The organism is Acinetobacter sp. PFS20 (assembly GCF_052261015.1).
Taxonomy (GTDB): Bacteria; Pseudomonadota; Gammaproteobacteria; order Pseudomonadales; family Moraxellaceae; genus Acinetobacter.
Window position 1 is genome coordinate 3166631 of sequence record NZ_JBPVZE010000001.1, and the last position, 21611, is coordinate 3188241.

A 21611-nucleotide genomic window follows, 5' to 3' on the forward strand; every position below is an offset into this window, starting at 1 on the left:
CTCAGTTGTCTGGTTAAAGAACTTACGGGCTGAAGCAATTATTTGCTCTGGCTAGTTAATTTTCAGTATCGTACTCAAGCATTTCATTATTGTAAATAAGAATCATTATCCTATCTTCCATTTAATGTATTTTGATAAAAGCGCCATTCATCTTCAATCATTTGTTTTAACGGACGTTTAGGTGTCCAATTCAATAATGTTTTTGCTTTGGATATGTCTGCCGCAACTTGGCTTAATTCAACATGTTTGTAAATCGCAGGTTGAGTCGGAATTTCAGATTGAGTTACCTGTGAAATTTCATCTAGTAATTGACGAATAGAATGAACTTGGTCATGGGCAATATTAAATGCTTCACAACAATGTGTTTGATCACGTAGCCAATGTAAGCTGGCAGTTACAGCTTCACACACATCTAAAACGTGTAGAAAACTGCGTTCAGTCGTATGATCTGATGTGTCAGCTTGATCTTGTAATTCAATCAAATCACGTTGCATTGCAGCAACTTGCATGGCAAGCGGTACAATATTTTTAGGGAGCTGCGCGACATACTCTCCGAGCACCCCATGTTCAAATGCACCTACGATATTAGATAAGCGCAAGATCGCAATTTTCCACTCATGATCAATTTTATAAGTATCACGGATAATTTCTTCAATCATCTGTTGAGACTTAATATAAGGGTTAGGATAAGCATAATTGAATTCGTCTGTTTCGCTTAATTGCAGACCGGATTTTCCATATGCTGCAAGGCTAGACAAATGAATAAAGTGACGAACACCTGTGCGTTGCATGGCACGTAGTAAACTCATGATGCAACTTACATTATCATTATAATATTCAAGAGGTTTAAGATTAGATTCTTCAATTGATTTAAACCCAGCAGTGTGAATAACCGCATCAATTGAATATTGCTCGAAGACCTTATTCAATGCTGGTGTATTACGTACATCAAGTTTAACAAATGGAACGTACATGCCAGAAATAAACTCTAGGCGTTCCAGCGTTTGCAAGGTTGAATTAGCCAAATTATCGACAATTACCACTTCTTGCCCCTGAGCCATGAGACTCAACGCAATATGTGAACCGATAAAGCCTAAACCACCTGTCACTAAAATCATTGTATACTTACCTTTCTCTTAATGCATCTACGCCCATTTAGACGTATGACCATAGTGAATTCTCAATGAGTACATTACTACTAATTACCTCTGCCCCTACTTCCATTCATGCTTGGCATGCGTTAGGACTTGCTCAGGCACTCAAAAGTAAAAATGAAGACTTTCGTGTATTCTTTTACCAAGATGGCGTGCAGGTTGCTAATGATTTTCAATGGGTTCCTGACGACCAGCGTAATTTAACGCATGAATGGCAAAAGCTTGCGATTCGACTTCCTGTATGTGTGAGTGCTGCTCTCGCTCGTGGTATTACCGATGCAGAAAATGCCAGTCGCCATCACCTTACTCATCATAACCTTGCCAAAGACTTTCAACTGGTCGGGTTAGGTGAACTTGCTGATGCGGTACAGTCAGCATCTCGTCTTATTCAATTTTAAGTTACTTTGTTTGCTTAGATTGTTGCTTTTAAAAGGTATATTGTGTGAAATCTGTACTTGTCATTTTAAGCCAAGCCAACTTAACCAGTCTGCAAATCAATGAAAGCCTTTCTGCTACTATGGTTTTAGCAACCTTTGGCTCACCAGTCAAAGTATTATTGAAAGATGCTGCGCTTAGCCTTTTACAAAATGACTTAGGCTTTAGCCAACTTCATCATGCTTTCAAAGTCGCATCAAATATGGTCGAAAGCTTTGAATTTTATGATTTAAGCCCAATTTTGATCGAAAGCAAAAATCAGCAAAATCCTTTTGTTCAGCAAACAGAACAAGAGCTCGAATTCATTGAGTTAAATAATGAGTTCATTCAGTCTTTTGACCATGTCTTATATTGGTAGATGAAGGTGTAATTTTAATGAATCCATCAACACTTTATCTCGTGCAATCTACTTATCACAATACACCGAATGTTATTGATGAATTAGGTAACCTTTATCAGAAAGGTGACCAGATTATTTTTATGGGTGATTCTGTTGCACGACTTTCGGCTGAAGTGATTCAACAGTTTGAAAGTGTTTCATGCTTAAGCATCGAAAAAGATTTAATCGATACGGATACTTTAACTCAGATAAATGTATTGGACTATGATCAATTTGCAGATCTTGTTTTAACATTTAATCGTTGTATTTCTTTTAAATAATATATTTAGGCTGGTTTCATGAATTTAGAATTAGACCAAGATGGTCATTTGGTTGATTATACAATCTGGAATCCTGAGGTTGCACAAGAGCTTGCGAAGTCACTTGATATTGAATTGACCGAGTGGCATTTCAAAGTTTTAACTGCTGTACGTCAGTTTTATCAACAGTTTGGACATTCTCCAGCAACTCGCCCGCTCATTAAATTTTTAATGAAAACGGTAAGTTCAGAGATTAATAATGCTGTTTTACAGCAACAATTTAATACTGGTTTAGTTGCCCGTCATTTGAGTCGTTTGGCAGGTGTTCCTAAACCAGCAAATTGTTTATAAAGTTAAGTAAACTTTTTGGCAGCAGCGACACATAAAATAGTTGCTGCTGTGACCACTAACATTGACCAGCTCACATGTTCGTGTAATAAAACCGCTGCAATACCAAGCCCCATTAAAGGCTGTAAAAGTTGTAGTTGGCTTATGGCAGCAATACCGCCTTGTGCCAGTCCTTTGTACCAAAAGAAAAAGCCAATGAGCATACTAAACAAAGACACATAAATAAGACCAACTAAAGCTGATGGAGACACACTTTGGAATGAAGCTGGCATATAGAAAATAGTAAGCAACAACATAAAAGGTAAAGACAAAATCAGCGCCCAACAAATGACCTGCCATCCACCTATTTTTCTTGAAAGTACACCGCCTTCTGCATAGCCAAAGCCACAGAAAATAATCGCCATTAACATATAAAAGTCCCCTATTCCAAGTGATGTATCACCAGAAAGGAAGAACATATAGGTGAAAACAACCGCACTCCCTAATACTGCAAATATCCAGAAAAAATGATTAGGTTTTTCTCCGCCTCTGAGTACAGCAAATATTGCCGTTGCAAGCGGTAAAAGACTAACGAATACAATTGAATGGGCTGCATTCATGTGCTGTAGAGCAAGTGCTGTAAACAACGGAAAACCAATCACCACCCCCACAGCAACAATGGCAAGAGGCCACCAATCTTGCTTGGCTGGTTTCTTTTGTTTTAAAACCAATATAAGAATAAGCCCTAAAATACCAGCAATTGCCGCACGTGCCGCGGTTAGAAAGCCCGGTTCGAACCCCATTACAGCTACACGTGTTGCTGGTAATGACCCCGCAAAAATAGCTACGCCAATAAAACCATTTACCCAGCCATTCATAAACCTATTCATAATTTTCTCCGTCACTATACGAAGAATTTAAGCTGTGCTAAGGTGATTAAACCAGATACAGAGCAGTACAATTTAAAAGAACTGTTATGCACTAACAACCAGTACAGTTGAGATTTTAAGCGCGTGAACCAGAGCAAAACAAAAATTGAAATTGTCATTTCAGAAATTGAGCAACAAATAAAAAATCGATCTTTATTGCCGGGAGCACGCTTGCCTTCTGTTCGTAAGTTAGCAAATGATCTGGGATTTTCAGTATCAACAGTTGTAGAAGCGTATGAAAGATTAATTGCTTTAGGCAAAATCGAATCAAGAACCGGATCTGGTTTTTATATCGTTGGTCCGCTCGCACCTTTAGCTTTAAGTGAATTAGGCCCTAAATTAGATCGTTCAGTTGATCCATTATGGATTTCACGTCAATCTTTAGAAGCGAAAGCAGATGTTTTTAAGCCCGGCTGCGGTTGGCTACCTGATGACTGGATGCCACTAGACAGTATTCGTAAAGCTTTAAGGATGGCTGCAAGGAGTTCAGACGCTTGTTTAATGGGTTATTCAACCCCGTTAGGATTACCACCTTTACGGGATTTATTAGCAAGGCGTGCACAATCAAAAGGAATAGATGCAAATCTGAATCAAGTACTTTTAACAGATTCTGGTACTCAATCGATCGATTTAGTTTTCCGGTTTTTACTAAAGCCCGATGACGTCGTTCTGATTGATGATCCTTGTTATTTTAACTTTCATGCATTGCTTAAAGTTCATCAAGTCAAGGTCATTGGTATCCCGTACACACCAACAGGTCCCGACTTAGAAGCATTTAAAGAAGCAATTGATACTTATAACCCACGTCTTTATATCACCAACTCAGGAATTCACAATCCAACTGGAGCAACGCTTTCTCTTTCTACGGCACACCAACTCTTAAAATTGATTGAGCAATCTAACTTAATTGTAGTTGAAGACGATATTTTCTCAGATTTTGAATATACACCAGCACCTAGACTCGCGGCTTTAGATAATCTTTCACGCGTCATCTTTATTGGAAGCTTTTCTAAAACCTTATCTGCTTCTATTCGTTGTGGCTATATTATTGCCAAACCTGAATGGATGGATCAGCTCACCGACCTAAAAATTGCCACAAGTTTTTCTCACAATGGTGTTTCTGCTGAAGTTTTGCTTACCGCTTTAACAGATGGTTCTTACCGTAAACATATAGAATTATTAAAAGTTCGTTTAGCAAAAGCGATGCACGATACCATTACAAAACTTGAACCTCTGGGTATAAAGCCATGGATTAAGCCTCAAGCGGGAATTTTTGTTTGGTGCCATTTGCCAGAGGGTATTGAAGCTTCAAAAATTGCGAAATATTGCATTAATCATAATGTTATTCTTGCGCCAGGCAATGCTTTTAGCCAAGCTCCTAATGCTGGTCAATTCATACGTTTTAATGTAACACAGTCAAATCATGACCACATTTATAAGACTCTAGCTGATGCTATTCAACAAGAGTCTTCATAATTTATAGAGAGAAAAATTAAGCTTGTTTCTGTTTTTGTTCAATATATGCAAAATAACCTGGCCCAGCTGAAACTTGCACTTGTTTTGCATGTAAAGGTTCATGGCAAACCGAACATACCATGACTGGTTCAAACTTATGGCCACAAGTTTTATGACGATACTCTAAAGGTTTACCTAAACCTTGATCCATCCATTTATCTGCCCAATTCGCCATCGATAAAATAATTGGATAAAGTTCAAAACCCTTATCAGTGAGGCGATATTCAAAGCGTTCTTGACGATCAAAATAAGGAGCTTTGGCTAAAATTTCATATTCAACCAAACGCTTTAAACGATCTGAAAGGACATGACGAGTTACACCTAATGATTTTTGAAAATCGTCAAAACGGCGTATTCCCATAAAAGCATTACGTAATATTAGCATCGTCCATCGATCGCCAATCACTGATAGCATACGAGCAACCGAACAAGGTTGATCACCGATGTCATCCCATTTCATCTTTATGCGTTCCTCGATATTTCCTAGCCTAACGGCCCTATTGTTTATACCCTAAACCACTTAACACGATTTATGCAAGATTCATTATAAAAATAACTTCTTATCAACTTTATAAAAGAATTTTTATTATAAAAAATAGAAAGCTATTATATAAAATTCGGTTAACAAATATAACTCACCTAATTGTATAGGGAGCTATATCTATTATTACTCATCATTAATTTGAGATGAATACACCCTTCAAAATATAACCTGCTTCTAGTTTCACACTTGCTGGAATTCGCACCAGACAATTGGCCTGCATTAAATTACTGAGCATGTGTGATTGCTGTTTTGCCAGACTTTTAACTTTAAGTTGTCCATTGTCAAAATAAGCATGCATTCTTAGAAAACGTTCACGCGCATCTTCTTTTAAATCATGATCTAAAATTGCACTAAACCACTCCGGCCCTGTTTGATTTCCCTGTAAAGTATCAAACAATGCTTTACCGTAAATTTGCATTGATACATAGACCGCAGCCGGATTACCCGGTAATCCCAGCAAATAACAACGGTGATCTTTTTCAGGTTGAGAATATTCAGCAAAAAAGAGTGGCTTACCTGGCTTTTGTTTTACTTTCCAGAAGATCTGTTCAAAGCCAGTCTCAAAAGCACATGGCCGAACAAAATCATAATCACCTACTGACACTCCGCCTGTGGTTATGATGACATCATGACTATCTTTTAATCGGTCGAAATATTGTGTGACCTGTGCTGCCTCATCTGCCACATGAATAATTTCAACATCTAAGCCATAATCTTTAAACCAAGCTTTTAGTAATGGACCATTTGCATCAAAGATTTTACCTTCAGCAAGATCTTCTGCTTTTTCGGCAACTTCATCACCAGTGACTAAAACAGCGACTTTCGGTGCACGATAAACGTCAACCGTTTGTACACCCGCCATACTTAAGGCAGCCAAGCTTCCAATATTTAAAAACTGTCCAACTTCAGCAAGCAACTGCCCGTTTTTGATTTCTTCACCTGTAAAACGAATATCAGCTTGAGGACGAATATGTTCAGTTAACGAAATTTCTTGTGCTGAAACGACCTCTACTATTTCCTGCCTAGCAACATGCGTTGTGCCTTCAGGAATTTTGCCACCTGTAAATATACGAATTGCTTGACCTTCGCTTAGGATGTCATGACTTTCGCTTCCAGCACGAATCTCACCCGTAACCTGAAACTTTTGATTATTTAAATCTTCTACATGGCTACAAAGCGCATAACCATCTACAGCACTTTGAGAAAAGCTTGGCAAATTAATTTCTGAGTAGATTTCTTTAGCAAGATACCTACTTAGGCTATTTTGAAGTGCTTGCTGAATTGAGCCTAATTTTTTAGGACGATTACTCATTAGCTCAATTGCTTCATCTACGCTAATCAACCCACGCTCTGTACCACAACCTGACATTATTCATAGCCTCCCGGATGGGGTAAATCACGGCAAACATCAAAAATATGAACTAATGCGGGCAGGATAGCAGCCATTGATTCGCTTGCTCCACCACGGCTTCCCGGTAAAGTCACCACCAATGAACGGTCAATAAAACCGGCTACTCCACGTGACATTGCAGCATATGGCGTGCGTTTTTGTCCAAATGAACGCGCAGCTTCCATTAAGCCATCTAGCTTACGCTCTAAAAGGGGTTCTAACGTATCAACCGTAATATCACGCTTACCAATTCCAGTGCCACCAACGGTCATAATGCAAGCATATGATTTGCTCAACTCAAGCACTAAGTTTTTTAAAGTATCTGCTTCATCTGGCAAAATTTGGTAATGAATTGGATCGAATCCTGCCTCAGTTAAAGTTTCAACCACAGATTTCCCGGCAGTATCGGGTTTTCTACCTGCTGCTACGGTGTCTGACAATACAATAACCGCAGCCGAAACAGGCTGACGAAGAACTCGCTTAAAGTGTGATTTGCCACCTTTTTTCTTAAGCAATTTACATTGATCCATCCAGAGCTCTTCTGGCTCACAATGCGGTTTTAACATGTCGTAAATAGTTAACCCTGCAAGACTTGCAGCCGTTAAGGCTTCCATTTCTACGCCAGTTGGACCAATGGTTTCAACCACAGCAATAATCTTTACAAAATCATGTTCTAATTCATATTCAACATCTGCACGATAAATCGGCAGTGGATGACACAAAGGAATCAGCTCATCAGTTCGTTTTGCTGCCAAAATCCCTGCAACACGTGCGGTTTTTAATGCATCCCCTTTTTCAGTATTTCCTTGTCTTAATAATTCAATACAGTGCGGTGGTGCATATAAAATTGCTTGTGCTTCAGCAACACGATAACTTTCCGGCTTCATTCCTACGTTTTTCATTATTTATCCTAGTTTTGCTTATTTCAGTGTGAGTGTTCATGGCCGGCATGATGGTGATGTTTGTGTTCGTGCGGTGCATCCTTACGAATACAGCAGCCTTCTACATAGTGGCTTGTACCATCTGTAAAGAACTCCTCTTTGAACACAGGCACTTCATGTTTTACCCGCTCAACCGCTTCTTCGCATGCTTGAAAAGCTTCACGGCGATGGGCTGCATAAGCAATTGCAATAATTGCTGTTTCACCCACATCTAGATATCCAATCCGATGAACCACTCGCACATAAGATACCTGATACTTTTTCTCAATTTCCAGTTCAATTTCACGTATCATTTTTTCAGAAAGCGGTTTATACGAGGTATATTTCAAGGCTTTAACAGCTTTACCTTCATGATGATTACGAACCGTACCCATAAAAATATCAATTCCACCGCATTCAGGAAATGATTCAATAGGATCAAAGGTATCAAGGCTTAAAGCCTGCTCTTGTATACGTGCAAAATCTCGCATGACTTACCCTCCTGCAACTGGTGATAATAAAACCAAAGTACACGGCTCACTTAAGGCAGATTGTCTGGTTATAACGTTATCCTCTATCGCACATGCACATTTTTCCATGGCCTGTGTACATTCCGGATGTAAAGTCACAATTTGATCTAAGACATCTTTCACTAAAATATTGGTAGGACAAACGATCGAAAGATTTTGAGGAAGCAATTTTTCAATTGCACCGAATGATTCGATTTTAATTTGGATAGATTGCTGCATTTATCCCCCAAGCATATGCATACTGATTTTACGGGTTTGTTGATGTTGTAAGGCATGAAAGCCTTTGGCTTTATTCCAGATATACGGCATAACTTTCTCTTTTAACTGCTGACTATGCAGCAGATAATCGGTTGAGTTCTGTGCGCGTAATAGCGCTTGAAGCTGTGGCTTAATATTTAAACCCTGCTGCGCAAAGAGACAGTTATATAGCTCACCTTGCGCCGTTAGTCGTATGCGGTCACATTGGTGGCAAAATGAATGAGTAATGGTAGAAATGATGCCTAGAGCGTAGCTATTATTAAGCAGATATTGACGAGCTGGCTCATGTTGTTGCTGGATGACGTGTACCAAATAATGCGGTTGCAACTCCTGTAAAATTTCAGCTTCACTCACCACATCTTTATTTGACCAGAGTGCATCACCATCGAGAGGCATGAATTCAATGAAACGTAGTGGAATATGATTGGCAATCGACCATCTCACCATAGGTAAGATCTGATCATCATTTTTATTTTTCATTAACACACAGTTAATTTTAAAGGGTAGACCTGCATCTTTTGCAGCTTGAATACCCTCAAGAACTGGTTCTAATTTCTTCTTGGTGAGTTCTTTAAATTGGATCGGATCAAGACTATCTAAACTAATATTTAAGTCATCTAAACCAGCATCTTTTAACTGCTGAGCGTATTTAGCAAGATAATGTCCATTGGTGGTCATTGAAATACGTTTTAAACCTATCACTTTTAAGGCTTGTAAATCACGAACGAAATGAACAATGCCTTGACGCATTAATGGTTCACCGCCTGTAATACGGATACTTTCAATACCTTGTTGCACCATAAAACGACAAAACTCAAAGAGTGCCTCAAAACCAAGCAAGTCTTGTTTGTTTAACCATTCAGGATGTTCAGGCATGCAATATACACACTTAAAATTACAGCGATCGGTTACCGAAATACGTAATTTTCGCTTGATACGCCCATATTGGTCTTGTAGAACAGATGGCGTATTTTCAGAGTGATATTGTTTCATCATTTGCACTCATGTCGAGAACAGTCCAAATATTGCTGGCACTTTTTATGGGCAATTAAAATAGAAAATTGCGCTTCTATAGTGCTCTGATGTTTATGCAAAATTTGTTCCAATTCTATTTATCATCCATAACTCTTTGGGTTTTAATTAAAATATTGGCCTACTGTTTTAGCTCAGATTTAAAAAGTCTTGCACAATCAGCGCGGCCTCAACTTGTTATATTGCCCTACTTTATTTCTAGCACTTTTCTAAGCGAATGGGTACATATTTATGGTACGGCGTTTTAGATAATGGATCACAATGTTCAGCGGAAATCAGTCGATTTAATTGTGGTCCAATTGGTTCACTACCCTGAAAGCGCATGCCATAGCCATGTGGAAGTGAAACTACCCCTTTTCGCATTCCTTCATCAAAATCTACAGTAACCTGAATTTCTCCATGTTGAGAAATACATTTAAGCTGACCGCCTGCATCTACATTTAGGTGCTTTGCATCTTCAGGATGAATGCGTAAAGCACCTTCAGCATCTACTTTTCGCCAAGCTGGATCACGGTAAATTTGATTGGCGTTATAGCTACGTCGCTCACCCGATAAAAGTATGAAGGGAAATTCTTCTACATTAACCTGATGATTTTTTAAATTTGCAAGCTCGTTTAACATCTCTGGAATAGCAAGACGTATTTTCTTATCCTTATAAGCCATTAGTTTCCAGACTTCATCATATTCATGTTGTGACAACACCACACCTGAACGTTGCTTTAAAATTTGCTCGAATAAACGGACGCCTAAAGTTAAAGGATTACCTTTATAACCTGCACGGCGTACCGCTTTGGTGTGTAACACAGCATATTGAATTGACAGTGGCAGTAAAAAAGCAACTGAACCAGCTGATTTTTCTAACTGTTTTCCTAAAGTGCGATAGAGAATTGAAGCGGCAAAAGGAATATATTTTTTATGTCGGGCAAAAGTTAAACCTAAAGCGGTTAGATAAGGTAAATAGGCTGTTTTTTTCGAGTCAACCGCAGCAATTTTTTCTAAAAGCGAAAAGCGTTTTGGAATCACCTGCATAGCTTCAAGTAATCGTGTATAAATTTCTGCCTCTGGCAAAGTATTCGCTTGAGCGGTCAATACTGGATGTCTTAGGTGAAAACCATTTTTAGGAAATTCCAAATTAAAACCAGTAAATTCCCATTTCTCAAACTGAGTATGTGCAGGCAAAATATAGTCAGCGAGTCTAGCAGTTTCTGTCATGGCCACATCGACTACAACCAACAAATCTAATGCTTTAAAGGCTTCCTCAAAAGCAGGTGTATCGGGATAAGTTAATAACGGGTTACAGCTATCTACAAAAACTGCGCGAATTCGCTTTTCCCCTGCTTTCAAGATTTCATCGGGTAAAATGTTAGGTGGAAAAAACCCTGATATTGGGAACATTTTATGGTAAACACTACGTCGATATTTTGGCTTTCTTTCATCCGTATCGCTTAAGATTGGAATAAACATAGTATGCAAATTATTGGTACCTTGCTTTCCAAAATTCCCTGTTAATAAATATAAAAGCTTTTCTAAATAACCATTTAAAGTCGTATTCAAAGTATGTTGAATACCTAAATCGATACGTACACAGCCTCTTTTTGCCTTGGCAAAATCTCGAACAACCTGATAAATCAAATCGACTGGAACATCTGCTTTGGCAATATAGTCTTCAATCGGCACTCTGCTAAAGGCTGCTTTCACCTCTTGAAACCCTTGTGTGTGCTGCTCAATAAACGCTGCATCATAAAGCTTTTCTTTAATAATGATTGCAATCATCGCCGACATTAAAAAAGCATCTGTTCCCGGTTTTAGCTGCACATGAATATCAGCTTGTTTGGCTGTCTCGGTAACACGCGGGTCAAACACCACCATGGTTCGGTTCGGATCTTTCTTAATATGTTTTAGCGTATCTCGTGCGTTGGGAATGCCATGGGCCTGAAAAGGATTTGTTCCAATAAAAAGAACGTAGTCGGCGTGTTCAACATCTTCTGTGGTATGGCAAGCCTGACTCCCAAATAACCGCCCATTGAGCCAGAAATCACCTGTTTTTTCTTGTGCAAGAGAGTTGTAAGCATAATAACTTTTCATGGCCAGCAAAAGTTGGCGACCATACGCGGCACCCAGATGATTGCCTTGACCGCCGCCCCCAACAGAAGCAAAAGCAGTTCCACCAAAATCATCTCTAATCTGCACTAATCGATCAGCAATTTCTTGTATAGCAGCATCCCAACTCACTTCTTGAAATGAGCCATCTGGTTGGCGCTTTAAAGGTGCAGTCAAACGGTCTGCATGTTGCTGATAGTGCTGTAATCTAGCAGCTTTTTGGCAAATGTAGCCTTGAGAAAATGGATGTTCAGGATTACCTTTAATTTTGACAAACTGATTATCTTTAACTTCAACAGTTAAACCGCAGTTTCTAGAACACAAAATACATGCGGTCACATCTGTTTTATTTTGCTGAACTGCATCGATCATTTTTCTGGCTCCATTTATTTTTATACATCTGGCTAGAATGAAAACAACAAGTTCCAAAATAGAACTTAAATAATAAATAGTCAACAGTACAAAGATTAAAAACGTGTTTCACTCCACTAATATAAGTTTTAAAGCACTCATATACGAAGTTAATTTGCTGTAAAAATTTCTTTAAATGCTTTGATTTGTTTATATTGCTGAAGCTCATCCAATGAATTAATACTATGAAAAAACAGGTTTTGTTTTTGAAATATAGCCACTTGAGCATGTAAAAGCTTAAAGCACTCTTTCAAACTTAACCGCTGCTTTTCAATTTGCTCTGTTATGGTATTTAGGCTTTCACGTTTTAATAAGCAAAATGGGTATAAGGCATCTCCATTAATTGAAACATAAGCTGCCTGAGCCTGTTTATTTTTCCGAAGTGCGCCATGTAATTTGGCAACGACTTGCGTAGGTATATAGGTCACATCACAAGGGATAAATAAAACATAGTCCGCGCTTACATTTGACCATGCACTTTTCATTCCCATGAGTGGCCCGTAAAAGCCTGCTGCATCATCTTGATAACATTGAATGTCCGGCACAATACTTTGATAAATTGAATAATCGCGATGGCTATTCACCCAAATTTCAGACACTGATGACCTTAATTTCTGATGAATTTTAATTAGTTGAGTTTCACCATCAAATTGCTGTAACAACTTATTTAAACCATTCATACGGCGGGCTTGTCCGCCTGCCAGAATGACCAAATCAGTTACGGGATACCCCTTATTCACACTTCCACCTCCTGTTGGCAAGCTTTAATCAAGCCTCGGATTTCAGGTAAACATGAACCACAATTACCACCTGCTTTTAAACAAGCTGTCACTTGCTTTTCATGAGTAATATTTTGAGTTTTGATTGCGTCTATAATTTTGTTCTTACCTACTTTAAAACAACTACAGACTAAAGGTCCGTCATTATTTGTAGCAGACATTGGCATGCCAGCCAGTAACGCTTTTCGGTGTAACGCACTTAAACGCTCACGTTTAAACAGACTTGCGACCCAATCACGATCCGGCAACAAATCTGGTGGGGCGATATATAAGCTTGCGATCACCACGCCGTCTTTCAAAATAATGCTATGACTGAGTTGTGAAGAAATATCTTCGATACTCAACCATTCAAAAGTTTCATCGGCAAAGGGTAAGAAGCTTTTTAGGTTTTTTTGAGTGTCATGAAAAGTTTGACGATCTGCGAGTTCGTAACGGTTGGTTTTCACCATTTTGACCTTAGTCCACCATGCACAGTGATGTAGCGATTCTTGAATATGTGAATCATATCCTTCACGTACATAAAGCACTCCCTGCCAAGTGGTATAGAACGGTTGAATAGTGACAGGTGTATGTTTGAACTCAGGTTCACCTGAAATAGCATCGACTTCGGGGTTAACGACTTTACCAATGCGAGCATCGGAAGCAACTTGTTCAGTCCAGTGAATTGGGGCAAAAATTTGCCCACGACGTACTCCCGACGAGAACGTTACACGTAGTACACAACTGCCCCATTTTGAACGGACTTCGACCAAGCCTTGATCACGCACACCAAACTTCAAGGCATCACTCGGATGAATCTCGCAAAATGGCTCAGCACGGTGACTGGTCAAATTTGGTGACAAACCTGTACGCGTCATGGTGTGCCATTGGTCACGAATACGTCCAGTATTCAAAATAAGTGGATAGTCTTCTGAAACCGCATGAACTGGGTCAATTGCAACAGTTGGAATCAATTTCGCCTTAGCGTTTTTATGACTAAACTGACCCTTGCCAAATAGCTGTTGAACGGCTTTAGTGTCTTGGTTTTTACTCCAGACTGGCCATTGAATGGGTTGCAATGCATCGTACTCAGCAGTACTCAGATTCATTAACCCTTTCAGATTGAAATAACGAAAATTATTACTTTGTTCACGAGCATCTATGTCTGCATTGTCTTGTGCAGATAAAGCTGCATGCTCATTAAAGATGTCACTTGCACTCGCAAAGTCAAAACCATTAAAGCCTAATTTTTTCGCGACTTGGCTAACAGACCACCAGTCTGCTTTTGCTTCACCTGGCGCAGGTAAAAACGCGCGTTGACGTGAAATACGACGCTCAGAGTTCGTCACAGTTCCATCTTTTTCGCCCCAACCTAAAGCTGGAAGTAAAACATCGGCATAAGCAGTAGTATCCGTATCTGCACAGATATCTGACACAACAACCAATTCACATTTCTCTAAAGCACGTTTAACTTGATCGGCATCTGGCAGGCTCACGACTGGATTTGTCGCCATAATCCAGATGGCTTTAATTTTTCCAGCTTCAACGGCACGGAATAAATCCACTGCTTTTAAGCCAGCTTGATTTGCAATGAATGGACTGTCCCAGAAAGTTTGAACAACTTTTTGATGTAGTGGATTATCTAAATCCATGTGCGCAGCCAACATATTGGCTAAGCCACCGACTTCACGGCCACCCATCGCATTGGGCTGACCTGTCATTGAAAATGGAGCAGCGCCGAGCTTACCAATTTTTCCAGTCAATAAATGACAGTTAATAATGCTATTGGCTTTATTTACACCCTGACTTGATTGATTCACACCCATTGAAAATAAGGTAATGACTTTTTCAGTTTGAGCAAATTTTTCAAAGAAATGCTTCAATTTATCTAAAGAAATACCACTACGTTTTGCCACATATTCGATATCAGCTTCTGGCTGACTACTTGCCAAAACATCTTGCAGACCTTCGGTATAAGCATCTACAAAGGCCTGATCGGCATGACCATTTCCATATAAATATTGAAATAAGCCATTAAACAATGCGACATCTTGACCCGGCAAAATCGGTAAATGTAAATCCGCTTGTTCACAAGTACTGGTAAAACGTGGGTCAATTACCACCACAAACATATCCGGATTTTGGCTTTTAGCCTGCATGATCCGTTGATAAAGCACAGGATGGCACCATGCGGTATTAGAGCCGACTAAAACCACCATGTCGGCATGTTCAAAATCTTCATAGCTTGCAGGGACAATATCTTCACCAAAGCTGCGTTTATGCCCAGCAACCGCAGATGACATGCAAAGGCGCGAGTTGGTGTCGATATTTGCAGTACCCAAATAGCCTTTTACAAACTTGTTCACCACATAATAGTCTTCAGTCAAAAGCTGACCTGAAACATAAAATGCAATGCTGTCACGGCCATATTGGTCGATACAAGATCGGAATTTATCGGCAATTTTATTGATTGCCGCATCCCATGTCGTTACTACCCGATCGGCTTTTCGTCCCATCATCGGTTGTAAAACACGTGTTTCTAACCCCAAAGTATCCGCCAAGCGGCTGCCCTTAATACATAAGCGTCCAAAGTTGGAAGGATGCTCAGCATCCCCCTCAACTTGTACCAGAGGTCCTTGAGGTTTTTGCTGGACGTTTACGCTAACACCGCAACCCACCCCACAATATGGACATGTTGTTTTGGTTATAGTTGTTGCAACATGGTCGGAGCTATCGATTTCAACGCTTGGAATACTATTCATAACTGCTCCTTTCCCTATTTAGCCTGCATTTTTTAATGCAAAATCTCGACCAAATAGCAGTTTATTTCTAAATGATGAGACTGGGGTTTGATCTGCAATTAACTCTGCATACCACATGCCATCTTCAGTATCGCCAAATAAAACTGCGCCAATCACTCTATCATCTTGAATAATAATGCGTTTATAGATGTGACGTTTTTCATCATTCAAAATAATGTCTTCATAATCATCTTTAGGCTCAAAGTTACCCGCCGAGAATACATCGACACCGCTCACCTTTAACTGAGTCGGTACGGTCGGTGCTTTAAAAGTTAAGCTGCCGTGCTCTGCTAAGTGTGTCGCGCAGATAAATGCTTGGCCCCATAATGGTTCAACCAAACCAAAAGTTTGTCCACGGTGTTCAATACACTCACCCACTGCATAAATACTTGGGTCAAACGTTTGCATGGTGTCATTCACCAACACACCGCGGTTACAACGTAAACCGGCACTTTGCGCCAAGCTAATATTTGGACGAATACCGACTGCAAATACCACAAGATCGGCTTCTAAAACCGTGCCATCTTTCAAACGGATTTGCTTCACATGACCGTCTTCATCACCAATTAACGCTTCAGTATTCGCTTCGGTAATAATATGAATGCCTTTTTGCTCAATACTATGACGCAGTAACTGACTCGCACGGCTGTCGAGTTGACGCTCCATAATGCGGTCCATTAAATGCAGCACAGTTACATTCATACCGCGTTGTTTTAAACCGTACGCTGCTTCTAAACCAAGTAAACCACCGCCAATCACCACTGCATTGGTTTTTGAACCGCAGTATTCAATCATGGTGTTAACGTCATAAATATCGCGGAAAGTTAACACGCCTTTTAAGTCAACACCTTGAACTGGCGGAATAAACGGAGCCGAACCTGTTGCCAAGATCAAACGGTCATAATCAACAGTTTGCCCTTTTTCGGTGTAAACCACTTTACGTGGACGATCAATTTTTACAGCCTTGTCACCCGCAATAAACTTGATGCCTTTATCGTCATACCACTTTGGTGGGTGCAGCATGATGTCTTCAATGGTTTTTTCGCCTGATAAAACCGGAGATAGCATAATGCGGTTATAGTTTCCCCATGGTTCTTCACCAATCACCGTGACCTCATAACGGTCTGGTGCCATATCAAGTAAATCTTCTAGACAACGCATCCCTGCTAAACCATTACCAATCAATACCAGTTTAAGTTTGTCTTGAGACACACCTGTATTGGTAATATAGGTTTTTTGCGGCACAGGGTTGATCAAAACACGACCATCAACAATTTTGCTCGGATAAACTGAGAGTTTTTGATCTTTATCTTCTAAACAACGACCCGTTGCCAAACTAAAGTGTTGTTTATAGATTGGCGATGCAATGACCCGCTCACCTTGCAAATCGCCAATAATGCCGCGGCTCATGACGTTGGCTTGGCTAAACGGATCTTTATTGCTCAGCACGTAAACACGTTTTTCATGCCCCACACGGAAGATTGCAACCGCTTGACCGCCCACTAGCGCACCTGCGCCAGTATTTGGGGTTAAATCATTGAGTGCACATACATCAATCCATTGATCATCAGGAAGCATATTTTTGTCTTGTACAATATTCATAGAGATTCTCCTTGTTATGCTTCAACCATTGGAATGCGGTCTTCTGAACGTTCAGCATCAGTTAATGGGCGGATCTGACCACGTTCAGTCGTAAATTGAATGTGTGGATCGGCCTGTTCACTTACATCTGCATTGATATAGGTCTGGAAGCGTTTACGTACTTCAGGATTTTCTACCGCAGTACGCCATTCGTCTTGATATGTGCCAATAATGTGTTCCATACGGCGCTCAAGCTCGGCAGCCAAACCAAGAGAATCATCAACAACTACAGATTTAAGGTAATCTAAGCCACCTTCCATGTTGTCGCGCCATACACTGGTACGTTGTAAACGGTCTGCGGTTTGAATGTAGAACATATAGAAACGGTCGATGTAACGGATGAGCGTTGCTTTATCGAGGTCAGATGCGAGTAATTCAGCATGACGTGGTTTCATACCACCGTTACCACAAACATAAAGGTTCCAACCTTTTTCAGTCGCGATAATACCGACATCTTTACCTTGTGCTTCCGCACATTCACGTGTACATCCAGACACAGCCATTTTTAATTTATGGGGTGAACGTAAACCTTTGTAGCGGTTTTCAAGTTCGATCGCTAAACCAACCGAGTTGTCTACACCGTAACGGCACCAAGTACTTCCCACACATGATTTCACGGTACGCAATGATTTACCGTAAGCATGACCAGACTCGAAACCAGCAGTATTTAACTCTTCCCAAATGAATGGAAGTTCGTGAACTTGCGCACCAAACATGTCTACACGTTGACCGCCAGTAATTTTGGTGTACAGGTTATATTTCTTCGCGATTTGACCAATGGCAATCAAACCATCTGGAGTAACTTCACCGCCAGCCATACGTGGTACAACCGAGTAAGAACCATCTTTTTGGATATTCCCCAAGTAATAGTCGTTACTGTCTTGTAAGCCTGCATGGCTTGGCTCAAGTACGAAATCATTCCAACAAGAAGCCAAAATATTTGCGGCAGTCGGTTTACAGATGTCACAACCCAAACCATGGCCATGTTGGTGAATCAAGTCATCAAAAGTTTTGATTTCATTGACACGTACCAAGTGATGTAGCTCTTGACGCGAGTACGGAAAGTGTTCACAGATATGGTTATTTACAGTCACACCTTGACGTTGTAATTCTGACTTTAAAACTTGCGTCACTAATGGTGCACAACCACCACATGCAGTTGCTGCTTTGGTGCATTTCTTTAATGCACCTAAAGAGGTCGAACCATCACTAATCGCTTGGCAGATGTCCGCTTTTGATACGTTGTTACACGAACAGATTGTTGCGCTGTCAGGTAACAAATCTACACCGCTACCACCAGATTTTCCTGCGGACTGCTCAAAGCCCGGCATGATCAAGCTTTCAGGCACTTCCGGTAAAGCCAGACCGTTTAACATCATTTGTAAAAGATCGTTGTATTCTTTGGCGTCGCCTACCAAAACTGCACCAAGCAATTTGGTTTTGTCGGCATTTACAACGATCTTTTTATAAACCAGTGCATGCTCATCTGCATAGAAATAGCTTAATGCACCCGGTGTCATGGCATGAGCATCACCAACAGAAGCAACGTCCACCCCCATTAATTTCAGTTTGGTACTCATGTCTGCGCCAGCAAAGCAGTTACACTGTTCATCAGAAATGTGTTTTGCTGCAATACGCGCCATGTCATAGCCCGGTGCAACCAAACCATAAATCTTGTTTTGCCAAAGCGCACATTCACCAATGGCATAAATGTTCTTGTCTGAGGTTTGGCAATAGTCATTAATGACAATACCGCCACGCTCACCAATCGCGAGACCACTATTGCGAGCAAGCTCATCACGCGGACGAATACCTGCAGAGAATAGAATCACATCTGCTTCAAGCTCGCTACCATCTGCAAATTTCATTACATGCGTAGTGCTGTTGCCCGATTCAATAGATTGAGTCGCTTTTTGTGTATGAACTTTTACACCAAGATCTTCGATTTTGCGGCGTAAAACTTTACCCCCTAAGTCATCAATTTGAACTGCCATTAAACGTGGCGCAAACTCAACAACATGGGTTTCTAGATCTAAATCACGCAACGCTTTGGCTGCCTCAAGACCAAGTAAACCACCACCAATGACTACACCTGTTTTTGCATTAAGACTTGCTGCACGAATCGCGTCTAAGTCTTCAATCGTACGGTAAACAAAACAGTTTTCACGGTCATTACCCGGAATTGGTGGAACAAATGCATAAGAACCCGTTGCCAACACCAATTTGTCATAGCTAATCACATCGCCATGGTTGGTTGTGACTGTTTGTGCAGCTGTATCAATTGCAGTTGCTTTTGTATTAAGACGTAAGTCAATGCCATGCGCATCGGCAAAGTCAAAACGAGCTAAAGATAAATCTTTTGCCGATTTCCCCGAAAAATATTCTGTCAAATGTACGCGGTCATACGCGATACGAGGCTCTTCCGCGAGAATCGTGATTTCCAGTTCATCATCTGCTTTTTCTAAAATGGCTTCGATGAATTTGTGGCCCACCATACCATGACCAATCATTACCAATTTCATAGTGTTTCTCCTCAAATCACGTTGCTTTTAAGCTGCGTTATTGCGATCTAAAATAGCTTGCTCAAATAGACGTTGTTCTTTTGCCTTGTGCTCTACCGAGAAGCGAATCAACATCACGAAGCATCCAGCGACAATGACAAATCCACCTAATGCCATCAGGCAAGATTGAATATCTGTCATACCTTTTAATAAAAAACCTGCAACGACCGCGCCTGCATTGCCTCCGGCACCGATAATGCCAGACACACCACCCAGTGCTTCACGGTCGATAAATGGAACCATGGCATAGGTCGCACCGCATGCCATGTTGATGAAGAGTGCAAAGACCACCATGCTCATGATGGCCAAATGCGCGACATTCATTTGTGAAAATAAGATCAGGAATAGCCCTTCGCCCAAAATCATGACAAAGAGTAGTTTTGTACGGCCATCCAAGCCTTTTTTGATTGCTACTTTGTCAGAGAGAAAACCTCCCAAAGAGCGAGCAAAGATGGCAAGTAGACCTAAAATTCCGGCAGTTAAGCCTGCCTCTTTTAAGCCAAAGTGAAATTTTTCGACGTAGTACATGGCCAAGATGTTGTGCATAAAAATCTCAACACCAAAACATGCGCCGTATGTCCCAAATAAAATCCAGACGCGGTAATTACCAGCTGCTTGTTTCATTACAGCCCAGCCGCCTTTTTTACCGCTATCTGTTGCAATGCCTTGAGCGCGCAGCTCATCGAAGTTGCCTTGTGGACAGTCTTGGGTAAATTTCCAATACATGAATGCCACTACAAGCATCATTATGCCGGGCATTAAAAGTGCAATACGCCAGCCCATAGATTGCTCAACGCCAAACATCACAATTGCGGAGAGAATCAAAGGCATGACTGCTTGTGTGGTACCACCGCCGGCATTACCCCAACCTACGGCGGTTGCATTGGCTGTGCCCACTACATTGGGAGCAAACATGACGCTGGTGTGATATTGAGTGATGACAAAGCTTGCGCCAATGGCACCAATCAAAAAGCGGAAAAAGAGAAAGGATTCGTAACTTCTAACAGCAGTGATCCCAATGACCGGGATACTGCCAACAAGTAAAAGTGTGATGTATGCTTTACGTGGGCCATATTTGTCACACAAAGGCCCGACAACCAAACGTACGACAATCGTGACAGCAACGGCCGCAATGCTAATGTTAGCAATTTGGTCTTTTGTTAAATGGAACTCACCTGCAATGACTGGCATGAGAGGTGCACAGGCAAACCACGCAAAAAAGCAAGCAAAAAAAGCGAGCCAACTCATGTGGAAGGCCCGCATCGCTGGAACTGTAAAATTAAACAGCTTAATAGATGTTGCTTTTGTGGCTGACAAATTCAAAGACATTGCCTTCACTCCGACTGAACGTAACTTCTTTGTGCACACCTAGGTATTCACAAACTCGATCAGAACGGACATCATTGGCCGTCTTTAAAACTCATGGTCGTCTTCGACCTGTTATAAGTAAGCATTTTGCATGCCAGCTTTTTAAAAAATTAAATTAATTATTTTTTATTATTATTTTTCATATAGATAAAGTTTTAAAAATTATAAAAATGAATATTCTTATATTTTGGACTGCTCTAACCTTGCACAGTTATAGTGTTCAGGTAAAAATACGCTCTGCTACAAAATGAATCGTACTTTTGCACCAAGATTGATCAATAGTGCCATTAAGCATGCT

At 40.5% G+C, this 21611-nt stretch carries 19 protein-coding genes; 5 read left to right on the forward strand and 14 right to left on the reverse strand.

All coding sequences use genetic code 11. The features are described 5' to 3' along the window. Positions 1-110 precede the first annotated feature (110 nt). Positions 111-1118 carry a UDP-glucose 4-epimerase GalE gene (galE, locus tag ACS125_RS14895; protein WP_174759666.1) on the reverse strand — a complete coding sequence of 336 codons (1008 nt, stop codon included), beginning with the start codon at positions 1116-1118 and terminating at the stop codon, positions 111-113. A gap of 65 nt (positions 1119-1183) precedes the next feature. On the opposite strand from galE, the gene tusD reads away from it, so the two are divergent. From tusD to ACS125_RS14915, 4 genes are read left to right on the forward strand one after another with little or no spacing between them, the layout of a single operon-like run. Then, positions 1184-1552 (forward strand): sulfurtransferase complex subunit TusD, encoded by a 369-nt coding sequence (gene tusD, locus ACS125_RS14900; RefSeq protein WP_004791822.1) that lies wholly within the window; start codon positions 1184-1186, stop codon positions 1550-1552. Positions 1553-1596: 44 nt separating this feature from the next. Beyond that, the gene (locus tag ACS125_RS14905; RefSeq protein ID WP_174728075.1) at positions 1597-1947 is read left to right on the forward strand and encodes a hypothetical protein; all 351 of its coding nucleotides are present in this window, start codon (positions 1597-1599) and stop codon (positions 1945-1947) included. 17 nt (positions 1948-1964) lie between these two features. Next, positions 1965-2249, forward strand: coding sequence for a DsrH/TusB family sulfur metabolism protein (locus ACS125_RS14910; RefSeq protein ID WP_107880843.1), 285 nt, complete (start codon positions 1965-1967; stop codon positions 2247-2249). Between the two features lie 18 nt (positions 2250-2267). After that, on the forward strand, positions 2268-2579 hold the full coding sequence (locus ACS125_RS14915) for a TusE/DsrC/DsvC family sulfur relay protein (protein WP_443272984.1): 312 nt from the start codon (positions 2268-2270) through the stop codon (positions 2577-2579). Between the two features lie 2 nt (positions 2580-2581). On the opposite strand, the gene ACS125_RS14920 is transcribed toward ACS125_RS14915, so the two are convergent. Further along, positions 2582-3445: a DMT family transporter gene (locus ACS125_RS14920; RefSeq protein ID WP_443272986.1), complete on the reverse strand. Its 864-nt coding sequence runs from the start codon at positions 3443-3445 to the stop codon at positions 2582-2584. A 123-nt stretch (positions 3446-3568) separates the two neighbouring features. Here ACS125_RS14920 and ACS125_RS14925 point away from each other — a divergent pair, with 123 nt between their 5' ends. Then, positions 3569-4960 (forward strand): aminotransferase-like domain-containing protein, encoded by a 1392-nt coding sequence (locus ACS125_RS14925; protein ID WP_443272988.1) that lies wholly within the window; start codon positions 3569-3571, stop codon positions 4958-4960. 16 nt (positions 4961-4976) lie between these two features. On the opposite strand, the gene ACS125_RS14930 is transcribed toward ACS125_RS14925, so the two are convergent. From ACS125_RS14930 to ACS125_RS14985, 12 genes are all read right to left on the reverse strand, one after another. After that, the gene (locus ACS125_RS14930) at positions 4977-5459 is read right to left on the reverse strand and encodes a winged helix-turn-helix transcriptional regulator (RefSeq protein WP_004791810.1); all 483 of its coding nucleotides are present in this window, start codon (positions 5457-5459) and stop codon (positions 4977-4979) included. A gap of 217 nt (positions 5460-5676) precedes the next feature. Next, positions 5677-6912: a molybdopterin molybdotransferase MoeA gene (locus ACS125_RS14935; protein ID WP_443272990.1), complete on the reverse strand. Its 1236-nt coding sequence runs from the start codon at positions 6910-6912 to the stop codon at positions 5677-5679. Beyond that, complete coding sequence (gene moaCB / locus ACS125_RS14940) at positions 6912-7835, reverse strand: bifunctional molybdenum cofactor biosynthesis protein MoaC/MoaB (protein ID WP_014207007.1); 924 nt, start codon at positions 7833-7835, stop codon at positions 6912-6914. The genes ACS125_RS14935 and moaCB overlap by 1 nt, the downstream gene beginning before the upstream one ends. A 23-nt stretch (positions 7836-7858) precedes the next feature. Further along, the gene (locus ACS125_RS14945) at positions 7859-8344 is read right to left on the reverse strand and encodes a molybdenum cofactor biosynthesis protein MoaE (protein ID WP_013197471.1); all 486 of its coding nucleotides are present in this window, start codon (positions 8342-8344) and stop codon (positions 7859-7861) included. Positions 8345-8347: 3 nt separating this feature from the next. Continuing rightward, complete coding sequence (locus ACS125_RS14950) at positions 8348-8602, reverse strand: MoaD/ThiS family protein (protein WP_031962498.1); 255 nt, start codon at positions 8600-8602, stop codon at positions 8348-8350. After that, complete coding sequence (gene moaA, locus ACS125_RS14955; protein ID WP_443272993.1) at positions 8603-9643, reverse strand: GTP 3',8-cyclase MoaA; 1041 nt, start codon at positions 9641-9643, stop codon at positions 8603-8605. Positions 9644-9871: 228 nt separating this feature from the next. After that, positions 9872-12145, reverse strand: a complete 2274-nt coding sequence (locus ACS125_RS14960; RefSeq protein ID WP_443272996.1) for a molybdopterin-dependent oxidoreductase — start codon at positions 12143-12145, stop codon at positions 9872-9874. Between the two features lie 149 nt (positions 12146-12294). Next, positions 12295-12924, reverse strand: a complete 630-nt coding sequence (gene mobA / locus ACS125_RS14965; RefSeq protein WP_443272998.1) for a molybdenum cofactor guanylyltransferase — start codon at positions 12922-12924, stop codon at positions 12295-12297. Further along, the gene (locus ACS125_RS14970) at positions 12921-15704 is read right to left on the reverse strand and encodes a molybdopterin-dependent oxidoreductase (RefSeq protein ID WP_443273000.1); all 2784 of its coding nucleotides are present in this window, start codon (positions 15702-15704) and stop codon (positions 12921-12923) included. The genes mobA and ACS125_RS14970 overlap by 4 nt, the downstream gene beginning before the upstream one ends. A gap of 18 nt (positions 15705-15722) precedes the next feature. After that, complete coding sequence (gene nirD, locus ACS125_RS14975; RefSeq protein WP_443273002.1) at positions 15723-17345, reverse strand: nitrite reductase small subunit NirD; 1623 nt, start codon at positions 17343-17345, stop codon at positions 15723-15725. A 14-nt stretch (positions 17346-17359) separates the two neighbouring features. Beyond that, positions 17360-19906: a nitrite reductase large subunit NirB gene (gene nirB / locus ACS125_RS14980; RefSeq protein WP_443273004.1), complete on the reverse strand. Its 2547-nt coding sequence runs from the start codon at positions 19904-19906 to the stop codon at positions 17360-17362. A gap of 27 nt (positions 19907-19933) precedes the next feature. Next, on the reverse strand, positions 19934-21274 hold the full coding sequence (locus tag ACS125_RS14985; RefSeq protein WP_016140699.1) for an MFS transporter: 1341 nt from the start codon (positions 21272-21274) through the stop codon (positions 19934-19936). Positions 21275-21611 lie beyond the last annotated feature (337 nt).